This is a genomic window from Sphingomonas limnosediminicola (assembly GCF_039537965.1).
Classification (GTDB): domain Bacteria; phylum Pseudomonadota; class Alphaproteobacteria; order Sphingomonadales; family Sphingomonadaceae; genus Sphingomicrobium; species Sphingomicrobium limnosediminicola.
The window spans coordinates 1,398,374-1,420,229 of record NZ_BAABBM010000001.1; the positions used below are offsets into that span (position 1 = coordinate 1,398,374).

At 59.6% G+C, this 21,856-nt stretch carries 20 protein-coding genes, 1 tRNA gene and 1 pseudogene; 10 read left to right on the plus strand and 12 right to left on the minus strand.

Annotated elements, in window-relative coordinates; all coding sequences use genetic code 11:
- Positions 1–5: 5 nt before the first annotated feature.
- From ABD704_RS06970 to ABD704_RS06985, 4 genes are all read left to right on the plus strand, one after another.
- Entirely contained in the window at positions 6–905 is a 900-nt protein-coding gene (locus ABD704_RS06970) for a GDP-mannose 4,6-dehydratase (protein WP_344698952.1), read from the plus strand.
- Positions 906–909: 4 nt separating this feature from the next.
- The gene (locus tag ABD704_RS06975) at positions 910–2,016 is read left to right on the plus strand and encodes a glycosyltransferase family 4 protein (protein WP_344698953.1); all 1,107 of its coding nucleotides are present in this window, start codon (positions 910–912) and stop codon (positions 2,014–2,016) included.
- 114 nt (positions 2,017–2,130) lie between these two features.
- Positions 2,131–3,801 carry a capsular polysaccharide export protein, LipB/KpsS family gene (locus ABD704_RS06980; protein WP_344698954.1) on the plus strand — a complete coding sequence of 557 codons (1,671 nt, stop codon included), beginning with the start codon at positions 2,131–2,133 and terminating at the stop codon, positions 3,799–3,801.
- A complete protein-coding gene (locus ABD704_RS06985; RefSeq protein ID WP_344698955.1) occupies positions 3,798–5,123 on the plus strand; it encodes a capsule biosynthesis protein in 1,326 nt (441 codons plus the stop codon). Before ABD704_RS06980 ends, ABD704_RS06985 begins: the two co-directional genes overlap by 4 nt.
- Here ABD704_RS06985 and ABD704_RS06990 read toward each other — a convergent pair.
- The 4 genes and pseudogenes from ABD704_RS06990 to ABD704_RS14680 form a co-directional block, all read right to left on the minus strand.
- Positions 5,084–6,208 carry a glycosyltransferase family 4 protein gene (locus tag ABD704_RS06990; protein WP_344698956.1) on the minus strand — a complete coding sequence of 375 codons (1,125 nt, stop codon included), beginning with the start codon at positions 6,206–6,208 and terminating at the stop codon, positions 5,084–5,086. The genes ABD704_RS06985 and ABD704_RS06990 overlap by 40 nt on opposite strands.
- Positions 6,209–6,255: 47 nt before the next feature.
- A complete protein-coding gene (locus ABD704_RS06995) occupies positions 6,256–7,374 on the minus strand; it encodes a polysaccharide biosynthesis/export family protein (protein ID WP_344698957.1) in 1,119 nt (372 codons plus the stop codon).
- Between the two features lie 224 nt (positions 7,375–7,598).
- The gene (locus ABD704_RS07000; protein ID WP_344698958.1) at positions 7,599–8,537 is read right to left on the minus strand and encodes an FG-GAP repeat domain-containing protein; all 939 of its coding nucleotides are present in this window, start codon (positions 8,535–8,537) and stop codon (positions 7,599–7,601) included.
- A 270-nt stretch (positions 8,538–8,807) separates the two neighbouring features.
- A pseudogene (locus ABD704_RS14680) lies at positions 8,808–8,957 on the minus strand (calcium-binding protein); the annotation flags it as partial.
- Positions 8,958–9,233: 276 nt separating this feature from the next.
- Here ABD704_RS14680 and ABD704_RS07010 point away from each other — a divergent pair.
- Positions 9,234–9,680: a hypothetical protein gene (locus ABD704_RS07010; protein ID WP_344698960.1), complete on the plus strand. Its 447-nt coding sequence runs from the start codon at positions 9,234–9,236 to the stop codon at positions 9,678–9,680.
- Between the two features lie 194 nt (positions 9,681–9,874).
- Positions 9,875–11,146 carry a SulP family inorganic anion transporter gene (locus ABD704_RS07015; RefSeq protein WP_344698961.1) on the plus strand — a complete coding sequence of 424 codons (1,272 nt, stop codon included), beginning with the start codon at positions 9,875–9,877 and terminating at the stop codon, positions 11,144–11,146.
- 29 nt (positions 11,147–11,175) lie between these two features.
- Here the strand turns inward: ABD704_RS07015 and ABD704_RS07020 are convergent, their stop codons facing one another.
- Positions 11,176–11,676, minus strand: a complete 501-nt coding sequence (locus tag ABD704_RS07020) for a nuclear transport factor 2 family protein (protein ID WP_344698962.1) — start codon at positions 11,674–11,676, stop codon at positions 11,176–11,178.
- Between the two features lie 766 nt (positions 11,677–12,442).
- On the opposite strand from ABD704_RS07020, the gene ABD704_RS07025 reads away from it, so the two are divergent.
- The 3 genes from ABD704_RS07025 (at position 12,443) to ABD704_RS07035 (ending at position 15,285) form a co-directional block, all read left to right on the plus strand.
- Entirely contained in the window at positions 12,443–13,177 is a 735-nt protein-coding gene (locus tag ABD704_RS07025; protein ID WP_344698963.1) for a sulfotransferase family protein, read from the plus strand.
- A 266-nt stretch (positions 13,178–13,443) separates the two neighbouring features.
- Positions 13,444–14,451, plus strand: a complete 1,008-nt coding sequence (locus ABD704_RS07030) for a phytanoyl-CoA dioxygenase family protein (protein WP_344698964.1) — start codon at positions 13,444–13,446, stop codon at positions 14,449–14,451.
- Positions 14,452–14,967: 516 nt separating this feature from the next.
- The gene (locus ABD704_RS07035) at positions 14,968–15,285 is read left to right on the plus strand and encodes a hypothetical protein (RefSeq protein ID WP_344698965.1); all 318 of its coding nucleotides are present in this window, start codon (positions 14,968–14,970) and stop codon (positions 15,283–15,285) included.
- A gap of 549 nt (positions 15,286–15,834) precedes the next feature.
- Here ABD704_RS07035 and ABD704_RS07040 read toward each other — a convergent pair.
- The 6 genes from ABD704_RS07040 to ABD704_RS07060 all read right to left on the minus strand — a co-directional run bounded on the left by ABD704_RS07040 (position 15,835) and on the right by ABD704_RS07060 (position 20,570).
- On the minus strand, positions 15,835–16,071 hold the full coding sequence (locus tag ABD704_RS07040; RefSeq protein WP_344698966.1) for a hypothetical protein: 237 nt from the start codon (positions 16,069–16,071) through the stop codon (positions 15,835–15,837).
- Between the two features lie 709 nt (positions 16,072–16,780).
- A complete protein-coding gene (locus ABD704_RS07045) occupies positions 16,781–17,767 on the minus strand; it encodes a PEPxxWA-CTERM sorting domain-containing protein (RefSeq protein WP_344698967.1) in 987 nt (328 codons plus the stop codon).
- 305 nt (positions 17,768–18,072) lie between these two features.
- Positions 18,073–18,615: a thermonuclease family protein gene (locus tag ABD704_RS07050; RefSeq protein WP_344698968.1), complete on the minus strand. Its 543-nt coding sequence runs from the start codon at positions 18,613–18,615 to the stop codon at positions 18,073–18,075.
- Between the two features lie 283 nt (positions 18,616–18,898).
- Complete coding sequence (locus ABD704_RS14685; RefSeq protein WP_425565411.1) at positions 18,899–19,162, minus strand: antitoxin Xre/MbcA/ParS toxin-binding domain-containing protein; 264 nt, start codon at positions 19,160–19,162, stop codon at positions 18,899–18,901.
- A 79-nt stretch (positions 19,163–19,241) separates the two neighbouring features.
- Complete coding sequence (locus ABD704_RS07055) at positions 19,242–19,445, minus strand: antitoxin Xre/MbcA/ParS toxin-binding domain-containing protein (RefSeq protein ID WP_344698969.1); 204 nt, start codon at positions 19,443–19,445, stop codon at positions 19,242–19,244.
- Positions 19,446–20,141: 696 nt separating this feature from the next.
- Positions 20,142–20,570, minus strand: a complete 429-nt coding sequence (locus ABD704_RS07060; RefSeq protein ID WP_344698970.1) for a DUF5990 family protein — start codon at positions 20,568–20,570, stop codon at positions 20,142–20,144.
- A gap of 202 nt (positions 20,571–20,772) precedes the next feature.
- On the opposite strand from ABD704_RS07060, the gene ABD704_RS07065 reads away from it, so the two are divergent.
- Positions 20,773–21,444, plus strand: a complete 672-nt coding sequence (locus ABD704_RS07065) for a hypothetical protein (RefSeq protein WP_344698971.1) — start codon at positions 20,773–20,775, stop codon at positions 21,442–21,444.
- A gap of 193 nt (positions 21,445–21,637) precedes the next feature.
- Here the strand turns inward: ABD704_RS07065 and ABD704_RS07070 are convergent.
- Positions 21,638–21,727: transfer RNA gene (locus ABD704_RS07070), tRNA-Ser, on the minus strand.
- Positions 21,728–21,856: the final 129 nt, after the last annotated feature.

Below are 21,856 nucleotides of genomic sequence, written 5' to 3' on the forward strand. Positions count from 1 at the left end.
CGCGCATGAGGCGGACCCTTCTCACGGGCGCCGGGGGATTTACCGGCCGCTACGTCGCAAGATTGTTGGCGGAGCAGGGGCACGAGGTTCACGGCGTCGTTCACGTCGATGACGGTCAGGCGATCGAAGGCACGGTTCGCCTCTTTGAGGCGGACCTGGCGGACGGTGCTGCAATCGCCGAAGTTGTGGCTGCGGTGAACCCGGATCATGTGGTTCATCTCGCGGGCATCGCGTTCGTCGGCCATTCGGACGTTGAGCAGATCTATCGGTCAAATGTCGTTGGCACCCGCCAACTGCTCGAGGCCCTCGCAGGGCTCAAAAAGCCACCCCGGTCGGTGCTCCTGGCAAGCAGTGCGAATGTGTACGGAAATTCGCTAGAGGGCGAACTCCGGGAGACGACGCCTTTCGCTCCGGTCAACGACTACGCCGCGAGCAAGGTGGCGATGGAATTTGTTACATCCTTGTACCGCGATCGACTGCCGCTGACGATTGTCCGGCCTTTCAACTATACAGGGAAGGGCCAGTCCTCTCAGTTTCTGATACCAAAGCTCATCAATCACTCGCGGGAGCGCGCCGCGTGGGTGGAGCTTGGCAATCTCGACGTCGGTCGAGATTTCTCGGATGTCCGCATGGTTGCTGATGTTTATTCTCGACTTCTTGATGCGCCCACGGCGCCCGGCAAGACGCTCAACGTGTGTTCGGGGGAGTCCATCACGCTTCAGGAGATTCTTGAACTGGTGAGGAGCCTGTCGGGACACAGCATGGAAGTACGGGTCAACCCGGCACTCGTGCGTTCGAACGAGGTGCGGGTCCTCCGCGGTTCGAAGTCTGCACTCGAGGAGGTAATTGGGCCCATCCAGCCGATACCCATGGAAGAAACCCTTCGATGGATGCTCGAAGCCTGAGGTCATGCGCGTCACACTGTGCGTCGATGCGCTTCAGCCGCAGCTGACCGGAATCGGTCGCTACACCTGGCACCTGTGGCAGGGGCTGCAACGCCAGCCAGGCGTCTCAGAACTCCTCGCCTATCGTGGGGGCATCTTCCTGGATGACCCTCGCATGCTCCTCGAGATCCGTCGGCTCCCGCACGACATACGTCTGAAGCGTTGGACGCAATGGGGCAGGGTGAGACGGACGCTTCGGTCGACGGTGGTGCACGCGCCGAATTACTTTCTCCCAGAAATGGCAGAGACAGGCGTGATCACTGTCCATGATCTATCTGTCTTCAACTTCCCGGCCGCTCACCCCCGAGAGCGGGTCGAAACTTTTGAGCGGCTGTTCACTTCGTCGCTTTCGCGGGCAGTCGCAGTGATCACCGATACTGAAACCGTACGGCGGGAACTCTGCGATATGTTTTCTCTCCCCGCACGGGTCGTGACTGCAGTGCCTTTGGGAGTCGACCGAAGCTTTTACGGCCGAGATAAGGCCGCCATGGAGGCCGCGATGAACCGCCTCGCCCTTACCCCGGGCGCTTATGGGTTAAGCGTGGCGGCTTTCGAGCCGCGGAAAAAGATCAAGGAGCTTATCGACGCCTGGGGCCGATTGCCGCACCCATTGCGCACGCGACACCCACTAGTGCTCGCAGGTTCGATAGGGTGGAGGAACGAAGATCTTCACCAGAGGATTGCCGAAGCGGCGTCCGAAGGCTGGCTCAGGCATTTGGGCTTCGTCGATGACGTGACACTACAACAACTCTACGCCGGAGCGCGGCTGTTCGTTTATCCCTCCATATATGAAGGCTTCGGCCTCCCACCCGTCGAAGCGATGGCCAGCGGCACGCCTGTGGTGGTGTCAAACCGTTCCTGCCTTCCAGAGGTCTGCGGAGATGCCGCTCGCTACGTGGATCCCGATGACCGTGCCTCGTTCACGCTAATTCTTGAGGAATGCCTCACCGACGAGCAACTGCGTGCCCATTTGAGGGCCCGCGGCTTTGAAACAGCGAAAAAGTATTCGTGGGAAAGTTGCGTCGCGGACACAGTCGCCGTTTATCGTAAGGCGTTAACACCTCTAGCCTAATCAGCAGCTCTGAATATCTCGGGAAACCTTGACTGTGAGGTCTCCTTCTATAGAGATCGGCGGGCTCGATTGGGGGTGTCTGTGGACGGGCGAGCCGTCGATACCACATTGATAGTGAAGCGGAATTCGGAAGTGACGAACCGCTCACGGCTTGTCGCAACGCCGAGATCTCAGGCGCAGCCGGAAGCTGCCGTCGTCGGCTCCTTTCTGAGCGTCCCGCCCTTCCCGCACGCCAAGGTCAGGGCATTTTTATCGGTCGGCGAGCAGGTTGCTCAAGACGACGAATTAGTCGGGCTGGTCCGCGAGCTGCGGGTTGGAGGAAGTTATTGGGCGGCACGACCGACCTTGCCGCCGCAATATGTCCTCGTTCGACGGCTGCCGGACCTGGCCGTTTCGGCTGATGGCCTGCCAATCGTTTTGTGGACTGATGAGCCAACTGGACAAGCTCAAACACGGAATGTCGTAGGGCAATGTGATCCCTGGCACATGCTCGCCGGTGCGACGGTTTTCGTAACAGACCAGGTGGATGACGTCGTGGTTATTGCGGCGCTCCTCGGTGTTCCCATTCAGCTTCTGAATGCAGCCTCGGGTGGCTTAGTAACTTTCGAAGGCGATCCCTCGACACTGCTCCTTGGCGTTTTGGCTGGGTCCTACGAGAACCCGTTCACCGGGGAACTGATGACTACCCGGCAAGCAGTGGAGCTATCGGGATTTTGGCGACGGCTGATCGACAAGAATCGGACGATTGCGGGTGGTTTGGGATTCGCTTTCTGGAAGCGCGCTCACATTGCGCCACTGCTGTGGGGTGGGGCGGGCGATTTTGCATTCCTTACCGATTTGCAGGAGGTCGGCACCGCAGCATCGCTGGCTATCTGGCGCACTAAGGCACCAGCCGATCAGCTGGCCGAAATCTCTCGCGCGGCCGTACCCTTGATAGAAGTCGAGGATGGCTTCCTCCGGTCCGATGGGCTCGGCGCCGACTGTGTGCCGCCTTTGTCTATCACGGTCGATGCGCTCGGCGGGCATTTCGATCCAGCGCAGCCGAGCGAGCTTGAGCTTCTTTTGGAAACCGAACAATTCGACGCAACGACGATCGAACGGGCTCGGCGACTGCGACGAGCCATCGTGGAGGCAAAGCTCGGCAAGTACCATCGCGGCGACGGGGCTGAAATTGATCGGCGTGCTGGCTCACGGAAGCACATCCTTGTTCCCGGGCAAGTTGAGGATGATCGCGCGGTCAAAACGGGCGGCTGTGGACTCACATCAAACCTAGAGTTGTTGGCTCGCGTGCGTGCGCAGGCGCCAGATGCCTACATTGTCTACAAACCTCACCCTGACGTGCTGGCGGGCCATCGGCGCGGGGCGTTAGTTTCTCAGCTCTGCCTGCAGCATGCGGACGAGATCGTCGCGGATTTATCAATCGTTTCGCTGATCGACATGGTCGACGAGGTTCACGTGAACACGTCTCTCGCGGGGTTTGAGGCGTTGCTTCGCGGCAAGACTGTGACGACCTACGGCGTGCCGTTCTATGCCGGGTGGGGACTGACCCAAGACCTTGGTCCCGTGCCGGACAGGCGTACCGCGCGTCGATCGATCGACGAGCTCGTCGCAGCCACGCTGCTCATTTATCCGCGCTACCTTGACCCAGTCACGGGCCTCCCATGCCCAGCAGAAATCGTGGTCGACCGGCTGAGTAGCGGAACAACCGGGAATCCAAGTCTCATCGTCTTGATACGTAAGCTTCAAGGCCGATTGATGCGTCGCCTAAGGAGTGTGGTCCAATGAATAGCCCAGTGCATGCACTTGTGCCTGCTGGCGATCCGATTCATCTGAAGGCCCTCGTCCCTCCACGCCGCATTGGCGCCCCGGTTCCCCACCGCGCTTTTCTGTTTCTCCAGGGTCCGCCCGGTCCATTATTCAGGAAACTTGGCGCGCGGATCTCTCAACAGGGCTATCCGGTTTATCGGATCAACTTGAACGGGGGTGATCTCCGCGACTGGCGGGATCCGACGGCAAACTTTTGCGGACGCTTTTCGCAATGGCCGGTTTTTTTCGACAAGTTCCTCCGGGAGCATCGCATCACCGATATCGTGCTTTTCGGTGATTGCCGCCCTTATCACGTGTCCGCGCACGGGGTTGCGGGCATGCGGCATGTTCGGACGCACGTGCTCGAGGAAGGCTATCTTCGGCCTCATTGGATGACGCTCGAGCCGGAAGGCGTAAACGCGCGTTCGACGTTGAGCAGGGACAAGACGTGGTTCCGAGAAGAGGCCCGCCGACTATCTGTTGAGCCAAACCTCGCACCTGTGACGGCTAGCTTTCGCAGGCGCGCGCGAGACTCCTACTGGCATTATCATGCCATCGTCACAGGGCTGCTCCGCTTCCCTCATTATCGGCCGCATCGCAGTTCCCCAATAATCATTGAGGGGTTGGGATGGCTCTGGAAGTTCGCGTGCGAGAAGAAGAAGCGGGAACGTGCACAAGCTGTGATGCGCGCGCTGAAGAGCAAGTCGCTATTTGTTCTTCCGCTGCAACTCTCCGGTGATTTCCAAATCCGCGCGCACTCACCTTTTCCGGACATGCAAGGTGCCGCGAGCTTTGTGATCGAGAGCTTTGCAGCGCATGCGCCGGAGGACGTGCATCTTCTGCTCAAAGCGCATCCGCTCGATTGCAGCTTCTTCCGCTGGGATAAGTTCGTTCAAGCTCATGCAGAACGGCTTGGACTTACACAGCGACTTCATTTCGTCGACGGTGGCGACTTGGATGACATGGTCGCATGCGCGCGGGGGCTGGTTTGCGTAAATAGCACTTCCGCGACGCTGGCGCTGGCCAAGGACACACCGGTCTGCACGATTGGCGAGGCCATTTACGATATGCCCGGACTTACCCACCAGGGGCATCTCGATACATTCTGGTTGAGGCCAACCCCACCCGAACCCGGACTATACAAGGACTTTCGTCGGGTTCTGGTGGACCGTTGCCTCGTCCGCGGTGGTCTCGCAAGCGAATCTGCGGTTGCTACCCTCGTAGAGGGATTGGCTGAGAGACTCTGCTCGCAACCTCTGGTTCAGAGCGTTGCCATCCAGGCGTCAATGGCGGCGAAGTGACTTTGCCAAGTCGGTGCGTTGAAGTCCTTTAGGCGCGCCAGATGAGCAACGCGCCGACTATGCTTTTTATCCGAATAGTCGATGATAGCGTCTTCCCAAGCCTGGATGTCGGACGGATCAAGATACTCTGGAATTTCTCCGGCAATTTCCCGGAATACGGGTAAGTCGCTGGCGATCACCGGAACGCCGGCCCGGAGCGATTCGGCTAAAGGTAGTCCGTAGCCCTCGGCGAGGCTCGGGAAGAGCACGGCACGCGCTTTCGCTAGTTGAATCGCAAGATCTTGGTCCGAGCAGCGGCCTAGTTCCGCGACTTTTCCTCGAATGCGGCCAGGTTGATCCAGAACGTCAAACACCTGGTCGCATTCCCATCCGCGTTGCCCGATTATGATGAGCTGCGGAGCGCCTTCACCAAATTTCTCAACCAGCCGGCTCCAAAGCTGCAATAACATCCAATGGTTCTTCCGCGCTTCGATCGTCCCGAGCACGACGAAGGACGGAGCATCGTAGTCACTCCTGTTCGCGTTGTAAGGAACGGCTGGAAGCGCTTCACCTCCCAGTAACGCTGCGATCGCGGGTGGATACGTACGCGCTTCTTCATGCCCGAAGAGGCGAAGCTCAGCGAGCGTGGCAGCGCTGTTGCCGACTACACCGACGGCCGTGTCCAGAACAGTGAGCATGCGGAGCCGATGTCTTGCCTGCTCGCCTGCACGACAATACTCCGGGTGAGAGATCGGAATCAGGTCATGCACGAAATAGACCGGCCGCACGTCCGTTGTGTCTAACCATCGCCTGAAGCCGGGCTGATCGAGTCCGGTGTGACCAATGTTGAGGTAAAGCCGGCCGCCCCCAACACAGCGGCCTCCAAAGCTGCGACCGATGGCGCCGCCGATTAAGGCTCGACGAAATCTCGCCGGAGGTTGAGCGAGGAGGTCGAACAATCGCGTGGATGCCGATCGATCGAGAATGCGCCTGATGCGTCGGTGCTGGACCACGGCCTGGGCATTGGGCGCGAAGTGCTCGAGATAAGCCAGGCACACACGATCAATACCCGTAGGTTGCCGGCCGACCCAGCGGCGCCAGATCAATCGGGTGACATCAAGCAGGAAAGGCGCGTCGTCGATGTACTGCCTCGTCAGGGCACAATCGTGCGTGCAGTCGCGACCGGAATGATGGAAGAGCTCACGATGTTCACGAACCGCTGCAGTTCGGCCGTGCGCGAGTTCGAAACGTAGATTACGTCTCCGTCTCGCATCCGGAAGTGCTGGACGGCGAAATATGTCTCGGGCTGCTTAAGATCAGCCTGGTAGACGATTGGCACTAGTCCGTTCGCATTGGGCTGCAGGCCCTGCGAAATAGCACCCAGCAGTTCGGGCTTCTCCCACCTGAATAGAAATACTCCGCGGGGATCTGCCCGCATGTCCTGAAGTCCACCGACCCGGCCGAGTGCCTGCGCCAAGGTTAGGCCCACGCCCTCAAAGCGCAATTCATCATTACGACCGGTCGCCCCCATCGCAGTGAAGCTGTAGGGCTGATAAAGGACGTTGATAACGTCATCGCTGCGAAGGACGACATTCTGGCGCGGATCACGGATGAGATCGCGCGCGGCCATCCGCTGCACGATGCTGCCTCGCGTGATCTCGATCGTCATCCGGTCGAGTGCCTGACTTGTGCCACCTGCTTCGGCGATTGCGTCCAAAACGCGTTCGCCGCGGGGCGTAAGCGGGACGCGCTGTGGGCTCTTAACGTCACCGAGAACGGTCACGTTCGCCGTTGCGTTATGCGCAATTCGAACCATCGCCTGCGGCAGGTGGGCGCGTCCGTGAAGACGGCGCACGATCTCCTGTTCGATGTCGCGCAGCGTCCGTCCTGCAGCAGGGACCTGCCCGGCGAAAGGAATCGTGATGGCACCTGAGGGTCCGACGAGGATGCCCGGCAGCGTGCTTGGGTGACTGGTCGCAACGCCCGAGCCGATGCCATTGTCTATGATCGCGGTCCCGAACAGGGCTGCCGGGGCGGCTTCCCAAATCGTTACCTCCAGAGTGTCGCCAATACCTACCCGCGTGCCGATCGGGGTTGCGTTGCCCAACCGGGTCGCGAAATCCCCGGCTACGTCTGCCACGTTCACTCGCTCGGCGATCTGATCCGTGACGGGAATGACCTTGAGGCCGCCCGGAACGGCGGACAGTGGCGCTTTCTCAATCTCTTTCGCGGTCGGGCCTACCGCCGTGCATCCGGTCAAACTTGCTGTCACAAGAAATACGGAACCGAGACGACGTGCTCTCGACACCATCGTTATCCGCGCCAGGACACGGTCTAAGATACTGATCAAAACTCCCAATCCCGCAAATTACGTTGCATGCCCTTATCGTGCCGCCAGCAGTCCAACAAGGGCTACTGATCACCCAGGTTCCGATCCCTTTTTGAACCGAAAACGGCACTCCATGCTGCAGATGGCTGGTTGTTGACCTAGCCGCCTTACAGAAAGTGATCGGATGGTGGTTGGGCATGGAAATTGGTGCCCACGTCGTACTGCACGGCCTGGTTCCAGGCGAAGGTGGAAACATTGCCGTTTAGCTGACCAAGCCACTGATAAACATGGCCAGTGCTGGTCTGCCACATGATGTCGTCGAGGCCGTCCCCGTTGTAGTCGCCGATGCCAGCAGCCTGCCAGTCGTTGGAGACGGCGAAGGACGCATTCGGGTTCCACTGGAAGCCGCCATTCCCCTGACCGAGCCACTCTGACAAGCGCCCGTCGCTGTTGCGCCACATGATGTCGCTGACGCCGTCGCTGTTGAAATCACCGGTGCCGACGAGGTGATAGCTTGTCGGTAGGTCGAAATTGACGTTCCAGGCGAAGCTACCTTGATCGTTCCCCAGCCACTCCATCACGATGCCGCTATTATCCTGGCGCCAAAGCAGGTCGTCGTGACCGTCATTGTTGAAGTCGCCCGAGCCGATGACCTTCCAGTCATTGGTCACGTTGAATGCTGAATAGGGGTTCCACTGGAAGCCGCCACCAACTTGGCCGAGCCATTCCGACAAGGTGCCATCGGTGGTCCGCCACATGACATCTTGTCGACCATCGCCGTTGAAGTCGCCAATCGTCTGGAATTGCTGGGTCGTCGGGAGATTATAGTCGACCTTCCAAGCAAAGCTTCCAGCGCCGCCGTTGTCGATGGACGCCCACTCCTGGACCATTCCGGTACTCGTTTGCCGCCACAGGATGTCATTGTGACCGTCGCCGGTAAAATCGCCAAAACCGAGCATCGTCCAGTCGTTGCCGACCGCGAAACTTGTCGAGGAGTTCCACTGGAACCCGCCGCTCTTCGTGCCCGTCCACTCGGACATGGTCCCGCTGGCATCACGCCACATGAAATCGCTGATGCCGTCTCCATCGAAGTCGTTGTGAGCCACGCCTTGAAGACGGATTTCAACTCCGCCTTCTTGCATACCTCGAACCACCAAACGACCGGGACCCAGGTTGTCGACGGTGAGCGAATTGCCATTGAAGGTAATTGTCGATCCATTGAGACCGATCGTTGCAGTTTGGATGTTGAGGTCAGTGATTTGGATACGGTCACCAGGAAGGAAATCGGTGATCCGGTCGCCGTTCAGACCCGCGGCTTTATCTCTGAAGACATCGACGCCGCTTCCGCCAGTGAGAATGTCAGCACCGCTGCTCCCCGTAATTGTGTCGTCGCCCGAACCGCCGTCGATGACGTCGTTGCCCTCATTTCCCGTCAAAAAATCGTTGCCGCCCAAACCCAAAATCGTATCGGCATCAGCGCCGCCGGACAGGACGTCTGTGCCTTCAGTTCCGGTAATCGTTGGCATCAGTTGTAATCCCCGCACCGCGTTTTACTGTCGCTGCATTAACCGAACGATAATGAATCCGTTCCCGCCAGAAATCGAACGACGCATTTGTCCTGAACCGAGACACTCTTGCCACATGCGCTGCACCCCAGCGACACAAACAACCGTCATTGCCATTCCAGTTCTCGTCTCCGCTGTCAGGTGGTCTTTGCAGCGTTCGGCGTTCGGGGCGTTTGGTTAGCAAAGGGCCGATTGCGCAATGGTCCTATTGTACTTCTCCGCGTAGGATCCGAGCTGGTGCTTCCGATTCGAATGCGGGCGGGCGTCCGTGCAGCGCTTGCCGACGCGGAGTGCGTGTCGGCCGAAGACGGCAATCCCGAATTGATGCGATGGAGCATTCCGGCCGTGCTGCAACCGCGTGGCGGGCGAGCCAAGGTTCAGGCGGTTGCGGGCCATGCGCCAAATCGCGATCCGGTGCTGATCCAGGGTCTCAGGACCGCGCATCGCCTCGTCGAACGGGATCGCGCCCGCCTTCCCACGGTGAAAGGCATTCCGCAGCCCCGATATGCTGTCCGGCTGATGCGGTTGGCGTTTCTGTCGCCGCGCATCCAACGCGACATTCTTGCCGGTCACCAACCAGCCAGATTGCGGCTCGAAGACCTTATGAGAGCACCGGTGCCGTTTCGCTGGAAGGCGCAGGAGCAAATGATCTCGGGAGCACCGATTCGAGCCGAGACCGGATGACTTCAACGGCTTCATCGTGTCCATCGCGGTCGTAGCAGGCCGCTGGGCGGAGCCTTAACGGACGTTCTACCAGGCCATAGCTAATGGCAGCTTTCGACCCACAGCTGCCACAAGCGACGCGTGCGCATTCAACCCAAAGCGAACATTCTCTACATTCCGTTGAAGGAGTTGCCTTCTCGCCTTAGCGGAAGCCGATGAAGCCCAAGCTCCTGACGACCCTCCATGATTATTCCTGGCGCTTGTTCGTGGGTGATGCGCTCGCCGGTGTCACAATCGCACTCGTCGCGCTGCCGCTCAGCATTGCCATAGCCATTGCGTCCGGGGCCACGCCGAAAGCCGGTCTAGTCACCGCGATTGTTGGTGGATTCCTCATTTCATTGCTCGGCGGCAGCAGGGTCCAGATAGGCGGTCCGACCGGCGCCTTCATCGTCGTCGTTGCATCTGTCATCACTCAGTTTGGTCTCGACGGGCTGCTACTGGCGACCCTTCTTGCAGGATTCATCCTCGTCGTCGGCGGCCTCGTTCGAGCGGGACGTTTCATTTCGCTTGTGCCGGAGCCCGTGATCGAAGGATTCACGGTGGGTATCGCGCTGATTATTGCAGTCAGTCAGCTCAAGGATCTGCTGGGGCTTTCCACCGCTCGTGTCCCGGCTGATCTCATCCACGGCTTGCCCGCTCTCTGGGCCGCACGCAGCCAGGTGAATGTAACCGCACTCGCCGTCGGGACATTCGCAATCGCGGGCATTGCACTGCTCCGCCACCGCATTCCGTGGTTCCCCGGCTCCTTGCTCGTCGTCGCCGCCGCATCTGCGCTCGTGGCATTGCTCCCTCTGCCCGTGGATACGATCTACTCGCGCTTTGGTCCGCTTCCTGCCGGCCTGCCGCCACCACACATCCCCGACTTGAGCATTGCACGGATCGGCGAGCTGTTGCCCTCCGCGTTCCTGATTGCCTTCCTTGCGGCGGTGGAGTCGCTTCTCTCTGCCATTGTCGCGGACCGGATGATCGGCAGCAGCCACCGGTCAAATGCCGAATTGCTCGGTCAAGGCGCCGCAAACATCATTTCGCCTTTGTTCGGCGGGTTGCCGGCAACAGGCGCGATCGCAAGAACCGCGACAAACGTTCGCGCCGGAGGACGAACTCCAGTCGCCGGCATCGTACACGCGGCGACGATCCTCGCCATTTCGCTCGCCGCCGCTCCACTCGCGGGCTATCTCACCATGCCAGCGCTTGCTGGCCTGCTTGTCGTGACTGCATGGCTGATGAGCGAACCCACGCGGTGGGGCGAACGCATGAGCCTGCGACCGGGCGATCGCGCGCTCTTCTTCATGACGATGATCTTGACCGTCCTCAGCAATCTGACGATCGCAATTGCCATCGGCACCGGCGCCGGAATGGGACTGCGTTTGCTCCGCAGAAATGTGGAGCCAGCGGCATGGAATCCGGCGGATCGCTCGAAGCTTTAGCTAACGGCAGCTTTCCACCCAAGCGGACATCACTGTGAAGGTACACTCACCATGATGTTGGCGTGGCGGGCGAGATGTCGCCAACCTTCGCCAGTACGAATGTAGACGTTGGTGTAGCGTCGGTTCAGGGTCTTGCGACCATACATGCGGGCCTGCTCGCTCGCCGCGGCTGGGACGACTACCTCGTGGCCCATCACCACACCGACATCGCCTGTGATGACGACATCCTCGGGCGTGCGCTCGAATACCTCGTTTCGGATTTCGCCCGACGCAACCATTCTCATCAAGTCTTCTCGCGTCAGAATGCGATTATTGGGTGCGTTCACGCGCAAATGCGGATCTGAGATCCTGCCAATCGCAATGATGTCCTTTGATGCCACAGCCAGCCGCTGCTGCGCGTCTGCCGCCAAGACCGCCCGCTCATCGACGGTCTGATCCGCGGGGGCTGGGATTGCAGCCAGTGACGGCTGGCTAAAGATTATTGTTGCCGAAGCCGCCCACGCAAACCGATGACATCGCAAGACGTTCATGTCCCACCTCCGGCCGCGAAGGCGGCTACAGTTGGGCGCATCTCGCGCTGGAAGCTAGTGTCCGCTTTCCACCCAAACTTGCTGCGCCTGGTTTCGACCCATTCCAGCCGCTAGCGGAGTGGCAGCTTGCGGCTCATTGCAGACACCAACGCCTGAGAAGCGTTGAGCCGACATCGGGGCTGTTCCGGATAGTAGGTCACCAAAAATGCGATGATCGTTTGGCGATGAGTACGCGTCAGCGAACCCGCCGCGATACGTCACCGCGCCCTTCTACCCTGCCCGGGCCAGCATGGCACACTTACAAATTACTTGTTTTCGATGACCTCCTTCCAGCGCCTTGGGCGGTCATTGTGGGCGCAGAGGACGACACCAAAGCAATCGAAGCCGCGCGCACCCTTCATCCCTTGAAGCGCCGGGAGCTTTGGTGTGGCCCTCGGCTGGTCGCCACATCGGCGAGCTGGATATCCTGACTGGGTCTGCTTCCACTCATTCTTGTCGCCAGGGAGTGTGGTGGCAGCGTTCGCTGGGGGCCGGACTATGCCCCTGGCTTCCATCGCCTTTAGACCTCAGCGTTCTAAGGCAGCCCCCCAGAGGGCATGAGTCGTACGCGCAACTTTTCTTGAAATACGCCGACGGAAAGATTTTCGTCCCGGAGAACATCTGGGGCTAGCGCGATAGCCCAAACGTGCGAGAATTTACCCCCCAAACCTGCCTTGGCGCTTTTCGACCCATTGCGGACACTAGCTTAGCGCGCCATTCAGCCCCGATGCGCATTGCGATCGTTAGTTCGCCACGTAGCGGGAACACATGGCTCCGGTGTGTTCTTAGAGACGCCTTCCAATTGCAGGAAGTCGCCGTCCACAACTATCTCGAAGCGGACCTCCTGCCTGAACGGTGCGTGTTTCAGCTCCATTGGTATCGTGAGCCAAACTTCCAAGATTTCCTCGCGAAGCATCGATTTCGGATTGTCACCCTGGCGCGCCACCCGCTCGACGTACTTATCTCCGTTTTGCATTTTGTCAGATACGAGCCGGCCACGGCGAGATGGCTCAACGGCAATTGTGTGATTCCGAGCCGGCTAGTGGGGCGATCCCCAGCGTCGGAAGAATTCCTCGAATATGCACTGAGCTTTGGCAGTGAGAACCTTCTCTCCATAACTTACCAGTGGTGGCACGATCCCTCAGCGATAAAAGTTCGCTATGAGGATTTCGTCACCGCTACGACATCAGTGGCTGACACGCTTGCTGATCAGCTGAACGCTCTCAAAGACCGGTTGCCGGAGGCGCTGTCTGCAAATTCGCTCGAAATGTTTAAGGCACTGCCAAATCGACACGGTTGGCAAGGTCGACCCGGCCTATGGCAGACGCTCATACCGTCCGATAGCGCAGCGGCCATCTACGCTCGCCACGAGCATGTTTTCCGAACCCTTGGCTATACAGTGGAGCCTACACTGCTGTCGCACGAGACAGCCGAGACTAACTGGACAGCACTCGTCCGATAGAATGCAATGCCCGCCTTCTACCAGAAAACGGCCACCAGCGGAGTGGGAGCTTTCTACATATAGCAACATTAGTTCTAACTGGACTTTTAGTAATGTCGGAAGTGCCTGAGCAGTAGTGTCCGCGAACAAGAGTGCACAACCGGCGAGCGCATGTTACACTTCCCTGATGTTTTTGAGCAGCCGCCCCGAAGAAGCGCACGAGGTGCCCTGGGCGGTCGCCGGCACAAGATAACCGTCACCGGGCTCGACTGAAAAACCTTCTTCTCTTGTGGCGCGCGCCCTTTTGGCTCGTCGCGCTGGCGACCGGTGCTAAAAGCTTCGCTGATAACCCGATCCTCGGCTCGGAAGCGCTCAACCGGCGTGGCCTCCACGCGGCGCGGTTTAAGCTTGCGCAGCGCCTTGCCTGGTGGAGGCGCCGCCGCCTCGCGGCTGCGGTGCCCGCGGTCTGGCGCGAACGCTTCGACCGAGACGGCTATGTCGAGGTACGAGACTTCCTTCCCACCGAGATCTTTGAGCGTCTGCAACAGAGTCTGACTAGCCGCGAGTTTGACGGCCGCGAACAGCAGCAGGGCGACGCGATTACCCGCCGAGTACCGGTCGGCCCTGGATTGCTACGCAACGTCCCCGAGCTCCGTAAGATGGTAGAGGACCGCTCATTGCGCTCGCTTTTCGCTTATGTCGCGAGCACGCGCGCCGAGCCACTCTACTACGTTCAGACGATCGTCAGCGGCCACGCGTCCGGAGCGCCTGACCCTCAGCTTGAGCTGCACGCCGACACGTTCCACCCATCGCTAAAGGCGTGGCTGTTCCTTACCGACGTCACCGACGACCAAGCGCCACTCACCTACGTGGCGGGATCGCACAAGTTGACGCCCGCCCGGCTCGCTTGGGAAAAGGCGCGGAGCATCACCATCAAAGACAGCGACCGTCTTTCCCAACGCGGTTCGCTTCGCATTCGGCCCGACGAGCTGCCAACGCTGAGTTTACCCGAGCCGACGCGGCTTGCTGTGCCCTCGAATACGCTAGTGGTGATCGACACCTGCGGCTTCCACGCCCGCGGCAGCTGCGACCGGCCCACGGTCCGTGCTGAAATCTGGGCTTACGTGCGCCGCACGCCGTTCTTGCCGTGGACCGGCTTGCACCTCCTCTCCTGGAGACCGCTGGCGAACCGCCGCGCGAAGTGGTTGCCGAGCATTCTCGACCGGCTAGACCGTCTTGGCCTAGTAAAACAACACTGGCGACCTGCCGGCCGCAAGCGGGCCATCGATCCGTAAAGGGACTTTGTGTCCGCTTTCCCTCCCAACCAGTATCTAGAAGTTAGCTGTGCATCTCCCCGCGCTCTTGCTCGACCGGCTAGCGCCAGTGCGCAGACCAGCAATGTCGGCAAGGTCCAATCCAGCCACGGATCGAGCCGCTCCCAAACGCGTGGGTCCAGCCCACCCCACCAAGGCATATTTGCCCTAAGGCCACCGCCATACAACTCGATCCAGCGGTATTCGGCTTTTGTAATCTCACGCGAGACGGCCCACGCGCTAGCGACCAGTGCGCCCGCCATCCAGCTGACGGTAAGGTGCCGCGTGAGTAGCTGCAAAGATACCGCAAGTGCGAGATGGCCGAGGATGTCCATCCCTGCGTCTGAGCATCTCTGGCGTCCGCTTTCCACCCATTCCTGCCGCTACTGCCGTGGCAGCTTTCGACGCAATGCAGACATTGGCGAAAGCAGAAACAGTTCGGGCGCCGAGGCCTTATTCCGACGCGCCCTTAAGTCGGCGCAGGTTCATGACAATCGGTTGATCGCCCCCATTCAGACTGATCTCGCCGATCTGCTTTGCGGCAAGCGGCGCTTCCCGGAAGCAATGGCGTTGCTCGATCAGGCTGCGCCGATAATACGGAAACGCTATCCCGACCAAGCATGGCGGTCCGCCTGGGTCGTCAATAGGCGGGGCGCCTGCCTAGCCCGGCAGGGCGATGCCACGGGCCGCGTCCTCGTCAACGAGAGCGCACCTGTAGTTCTTCAGCGTTGGAAGGCCGGCACGATTTATGGCGCCCAGGTCGAACGCCGCCTGGGCACGGCGAAGGGGCTGCCCGACGGAACGCGATCGCAATAACGATGCTGTAGCTGTGACATTTCGCGTCCGACTAGTAGCGTTTTAGCCAAACCTGCCATCGGCGCGGAATGGCCGCTTTCCGCCCATTACGGACATTGAGGATCAGCCTCGGACGCGGGCCCCTCGCCTCGGCGAAAAAGTATTTCCTGACGCGCGGTCGGGGTGAAGCCAGATATATCGGCTGTCCAGAGAATGCCGCGATCCCTCCAGGCGAACGAAAGAGCCTCTGCCGCTCTCTGCTGCAACATCTCGCTTGCTGTGGTGTCTCGCGCCATCGCCACTAGGTCAGGAAGCGCTTCATCGAGCGAACCAACCATCAAAGCGGCATAGTCGCGCTCCCAGTCTTCTGCGTCCGGCCTGCGGAAGATCGCGAGTGCTTCCATTGGGGTCTTCGGCACAGGGAGCATCAAAGCACCTCACAGAAGTGGCTCCACGCCACCTAGCTTTAAGCATCTCAAGCCAGTGACGATGCCTTTTTGCAATGTCTCTTTTCCAACCGTTCCGGCCGCAGCAGCCTTCGACCCATTCCTGCCACCAGCGTTCAGTGTTTCAGGGCGGAAAGAAAGCGAAGCCGAAAACAGCCAGTGCCACCATTCCGGTCAGCAGGGACATCGCAGCGCATAAGAGGAAGGCGGCCCAGAAGCCGTTCGGATGGTCGCAACGACGGACCAACAGGCGCAGTACGTGGATGTCGTTCTGTCTTAAAGCTCGGGATGCGCTGAGCCAAAATGACGAGGCGATCAGCGCCAGTAAAAGGGACAGGGCGTAAAGGTATGGGTAGCCCATGAAGGTTCCGCCGCAATTGAACCTCAGCAAAGTTGGCCTGAGCCGTACATCCGCAATCGTCCTTATGTTCGCTGCGGCAGTTCTGGCTGGAAAGCACACATTTTCACGATTCAGGAACGCCGCAGTGTCAACCTCGTTATCGTGGGACTGTGGGCGGGCTCATCGCTGTGGAGTATCCGATGAACTACCTCCGGCCGCTAATCAGCAAATGGAACGAAGCACTAAGAGGCAGGAGCTTCCCGCGGCGAGTAACGGCGCCAAACGGAAGCCTGCGGTGGCAGGCCGCCAGTGGTCGAAGTTTCGATACTTTCGGCGAGGCCTGCAACGCCTAAGGTCGGTCGACTGTCTGCAATGTGCTGAACACAGGCGCGCTGCCCGCTAATTTCAACGCGGACGACTGAAAGGCGTCGTCTCGCGAGGAGCAAGCTTCTTCTTCGCTTGCTGGGCCGCCAGCTGACTTGCGGTTACGGCAACAGCGATGATCGCGTTCATAGCAGGTACTCCCCGGTGAGTTCCAATTCACCAGATACTCTTACACTTTTTGGCTGCTTCAGTCATGCACACGATGGCTGCCAAAGCTCCATGCCCCGTCCTGAATCAGCTTAGTGTCGAAGTGTGGCGCGACCGGAATGGTTGGAAAGCTGCCCTTTGGCGGCACAGCAAAAACGCCGCCGGCAATGCAGCCAGCGGCGCTTCGGATATTCGCACACTAAGCCGATTGATATTTGACCTTGATGCTTCTCGTCTTGCGCATCTGATACCCGATGGTACCAAAGCCCAACAGCAACATCGCCCACGTGGACGGCTCCGGAACAGCACCATCTGTCGGCGGCCCGCCAGCGGTGATTTCGCCCGCGAGCGCGACGCCGAACAGAGCGCTGCTGCCCACACCAGTGTTGAACGACGTGATGGATGAATCGGCGCCGAAACCGCCGATCAGGAACTCGTACAGGGACCCATTCTCGAAGCTGCCGCTCCAGAAATGGGTTCCATCCGGATCGAGATTGAGCGCGAAGAATCCGTCAACGCCGGTAACGTCATAACTGCCAAGAAAGAGACCCGCCGAGTCATATTGCGTGATCAGTGAGTCCGCTGCGCTCAAAACATCACCATTGGCGAGAATGCGGAGCGCGAAGGATTCTGTGCCCCCGTTCAAATTATTATTCGCGAAGTCCGGCAAGGCGGTGTCGGTGGTGAGATCCCAGCGCCTGATCGTGCCGCTTTCGTCATTGTAGAACAAAGTAGTCTGGTTGGCCGCGAGATCGAGCCAGTCAGTACGCCCCATGCTATACGTTTGGAGGAGCGTTCCTGCGCTCGAGTAGTGTTGCGTCGAACTCCCGAGGGTGCCGACGTAAAATGAACCGTCCGCTGCGAACGCGATAGACTCGGGTGTTGCGAGCCCGGAAATATATGGGTTGGGCGGCAGAATGGCGCCATTGGCGTCGTATCGCGTAATGCTGCCCGCGCTGAAATTGGTCGAGTAGAGGTTGCCCGACCCGTCGAACGCCATGCCGGTTGTGTAGCCGCCCAGGCCACTATCCAGGGTCTGGAGAAGGGTTCCGCCATGATCATAGTGGGCCACCTTTCCGTTGCTGATAGCGGCGAAGATGTCGCCGCTGGAAAACGGAACGGCCTGTGCAGCATTGGAGCACAAGACCATTGCGACTGTCGCGCAAAGAGCGCCTAACTTCTTCATTGGAACCCCCTTTTCAACAGGCCAGCAGTCCCGCCGGCCATTGTCGTCGTCTCGTGGGGCGACCAGTTTCCATACGCTAATAATTTGTTAACTACAACGTGGTTAACATACTGACGAGCCCTGGCGTTCGTACGGGATTGCACCGGTTTCCCCCCACCAGTGGCGGGTATGGGTCGGATGTCGCCGCTACGGCGCTAATGGCAGGTTTGGGTCGAAACCTGCTATTAGCTTCGGGCTGAACGAACGTCCGTTTATTGGCGACCCCCAGCTGCACCGCAGTGGCTCAAATGGGTCGAAAGCGGGCATTAGCACCAGGGCTTTCGACCGCCTTCGTAATACCGTGCCAGACCCTCGCTAACGAGAGTTTCCCCGACACTGGTCCCGTTGACCATGACCAACCTTAGCTTACGACCGTAGACATCCTCGACCCGATCAATCGGCTGCAAGGTAACCGGTCCGCTATTCACGAGCTGGATTAGCCGTTGAGTGGCGCGATCGCCGAGCGCCTTTTCCTCGGGACAACGATAGTCATGGGTCTCGGGCGCATCGATGTCGGCCACCCTGACCTTCTGACCGCCGATCCAGATGGTATCGCCATCGACGACGCAGTTCGTCCCACCTCCTGTGTGACAGAAGCCGAAAGCAGCTTGCTGAAAAGAAGCAGCGGAAGCCGGTATTACGCTAGAGTCCGCTGTGGCGGCTCGTTGCTCCCAAACGAGGTCCTCGGCATCGGGCGTCCTTGTCGGGACAGACGCGACGACATTCCATTCGATGGCGGGGGCTGGTGAGGTCGCACTTTTTTGGGGCCAATTGGTCCAGACCAAACCGCCGGTCAGGCCAACGAACACGGCTCCAAGCAGAATAGAAGTCGCAAATGAGACCCGCTTCGGGCGTATCGGCGCATAGCGTTCGGCTTGCGTCCAAGGACGCTGTCGCACCGATTGAATCACCCTGCCCTTATTGCGCCAGCGCTTCCTCATCGGTGCCGCCTTACCTCGTAGCTGCTTACTGCGCGGTTAGTGCGTGGACGAAGCTGGCCGAACGCGGAATGTCCGCCTTGTCATTCGAAGACGCAGAAGCGGACGTCGCCAATCTTGAGTACGTAGAGCTCGTGGAAGAATGCCGATTGAGTCACAGCTCCGGCGGTCGGGGGGCTTTGCCGTTCGGCTTGCTAGGCAAAACCGGGGAACCGTAGGCCGCGTCGGTCAACTGTTCGATGACCCAGTTAGCACCTTGGTGCGTCCGAGCGATCTTAATCGGAGCCTTACCGCCGAAACGACGGCTTGGCCTGTTCATGAACCGGTCAACCGCCTCCTGTGAGTGGAAGAGCTTGAATGCCCACTCGCGGGCTCGTTCAACAGGTTTCATATCTTTCCTTCGTCGGCATCCGCTCATTCGGGAGCATGAGTGACCTGCCTTCTGACTGCAAATGGCCGGAAGCTGACTGTCGGCATATCAACGCCAGCGACGCAATTCAGACGTAGACGCCGTACTCAATCTGCATGAGAAGAGTTTCGACCAGCTCGACGCCCTCGGCCGTTCCGATCAGCTCCGCCGGAACTTGGCCGTTTAGTCCTAGAGCCGGGTGGCGCATCCAATCCTCGGCATTCTCCGCAGATCCAAGCACCTTGGCGGCCAGCCGATACATTTCAGTGCGGCGCTCTTCCAAATGCGGCATTCAGTTCTCCGACGAGCAACGTGCTCACGCACTCATCCGACGTCAACGGCAAAGTTTGGCCGGTAGCGGATCGTCCGCCTGTGGCAGCTTTCGACCCATTGCGGACACTGGCTTTCCGCCGGTGATGAACTACGCTCGGCTCGGGGGCCATTCGAATGCATTTCCATTTACCGAAGCCGCTGCACGGCTGGCGCGAATTTGCTGGTGAAATAGCAATCATCGTCATTGGCGTCCTGATCGCACTCGGCGCTCAGAGCCTGATTGAGCAATGGCACTGGCGCGAAGAGGCCAACACGGCAAATCAAGCATTCAAAGAAGAGCTCCTGAACGCCGGCGGAGTCGCTTACGAGCGACTGATTATCCAGCCGTGTCTTCAGGGCCGCATTCGCGATCATTCGAACCATCTCCGGGAGGCCCCGAACTGTGGAGGGCGTCGCCGATGCTGCGCACCTGCGGGATCTTTCCGCCCTCTATGGACAAGTCGCCGAATTTGACGCCCTCGAGAAGGAAGAAGCGAAGGCAGCCGCAAGCCTGACCCCGCTGGGCTTCGACCGCCGGCTCGACGGTTCCAGCCGGACCCAAATGCTCGCGTCACTCGCCGAAGTAGACCGTATTAATAGCCTCATGGCGCTTAATGCCACTCGACATTGGCTGAGCCGCATAACTTCAATGTCCGCTTTCCACCCAAAGCTGCCCCTAGGCCAAGCCTGTGCGGATTAGCCTCACGGTCGCACAGGCGGGAGAACCATCGTTCCCAGTGCCATTGACCACTATTTCCACGACACCCCCAGTTTCAGTCGCGCGATCGAGCAAGGTTTGCTCTAAACCGTGAATGTCAACTTTCATCCGGCGGGACCATGGAGACGAAGGGTCGCCAGCTGACTGTCCGATCCGAATGTAGACGAAGCGACGGGTCGGACCTTCCCGCCGAACCTGGTCGCCATAGAACTTTGGCCCCGGTGCGACACGGACCGGAAAATCGAAGGCCAGCGGTTCCCCGGACCGAGAAACCTTGGGGTCGAGCGGGTGACCGTCTTTCGATTGCAGGCTGTGCCGGATGCCCGGAACAGGCGCCTCAATCACAATTCGCATGTGGACGGGGATTTGTTCTGAGCGGGCCGCCATCGGCTTCAGAATAGCGTTTGAATGGCAGCTTTCCACCGATTCCTGTCATTGTGAATGTGGGATTCAGTCCTCGGATCGCCGAGTCTAGCCTGCTCGCTCGAAAGCTCTTCGATCATCGCAGCGCCGATGGTGGCCACCCATGCCTGCAAGGGCACGGTTCGATACCGCTACTATGTGAGCCGCGATTTGCACCACTCAGGCGATGCGCGCTCTGCCCGATGGTTGGCGTTTACCTGCGCGGGAAATAGAACCGCTGGTCAGGACAAGACTTCTCGGCCTCCTGAAAGATCCGGTTGAGCTGCTCGCGCAGGTGACCAACGACATGCCATCGCCGGCCGAGCTCAATCTCCTCGCTGAGCGAAGCAAGGAAGCAGCATCGGCGCTTACCGGTCCGCGGGCACAAGCCGCCAATCGGCTGCGCGGCCTTATCAGTGAAGTGCGACTAGGCCAGGAGCAGGTCAGCATCCAACTCAATCCGACTGAGTTGGAAAAGCTGCTTGGCATTCAAATTGCCCGCGTACTCATCAAGGTCGACATCGCCGGTCGGCTAAAGCGGAGCGGCCATGTGACGCGGCTCATTCAGCGGGACGGCAGCGCCGCCTCCGCAACTGTCGACCGGACGCTTGTCAAGGCGATCGTTCAGGCCCGCAACTGGTGGCGAGAACTCCAGGCCGATACCGCGCTGACCATCGAAGACCTCGCGCAGCGCGAAGGGCTGACGGCAGCCTACGTTGTTCGAATTGTGCGTCTCGCCTTCCTGTCCCCAGCAATGCTCAAAAGCGTCATCGAAGGCACGCTCCCCACGCATTTGACGGTCAAGCGCCTCACCGCGCCCGACGCGGTGCCTGCTCGTTGGGAACGTCAGTTCGTCTGACTCACCGCAATCGTCCGGCTGTTGATTCCGACGCGCTCCGTACCTCGAATTTCGGCTTCAGAGAAAAGGCAGGATTCGCGCCGGTTCAACCTGAGAACTCGCCTCTCTCCGGTCTCGAATCGGCGGGAAAAGTGGCCCTTTCCGGGGAGACCTCCGGCGCCGGAAACGCGGTTCTCTCAATAGGCTGACTAGGTGGCGGAGAGGGTGGGATTCGAACCCACGGTACGGTTGCCCGTACGCCGCATTTCGAGTGCGGTGCTTTCGACCACTCAGCCACCTCTCCGGAGACCCGCTGCTTTCGCAAGACGCTTGCCGAACGATGCCGGCCTTTGGTCGAAGGCGCGCCCTCTAGCAGCGGCTCAAGCGGTTGCCTAGCCTTTCGGCGACCCTAGATAGGCAGCCATGTCAGTGT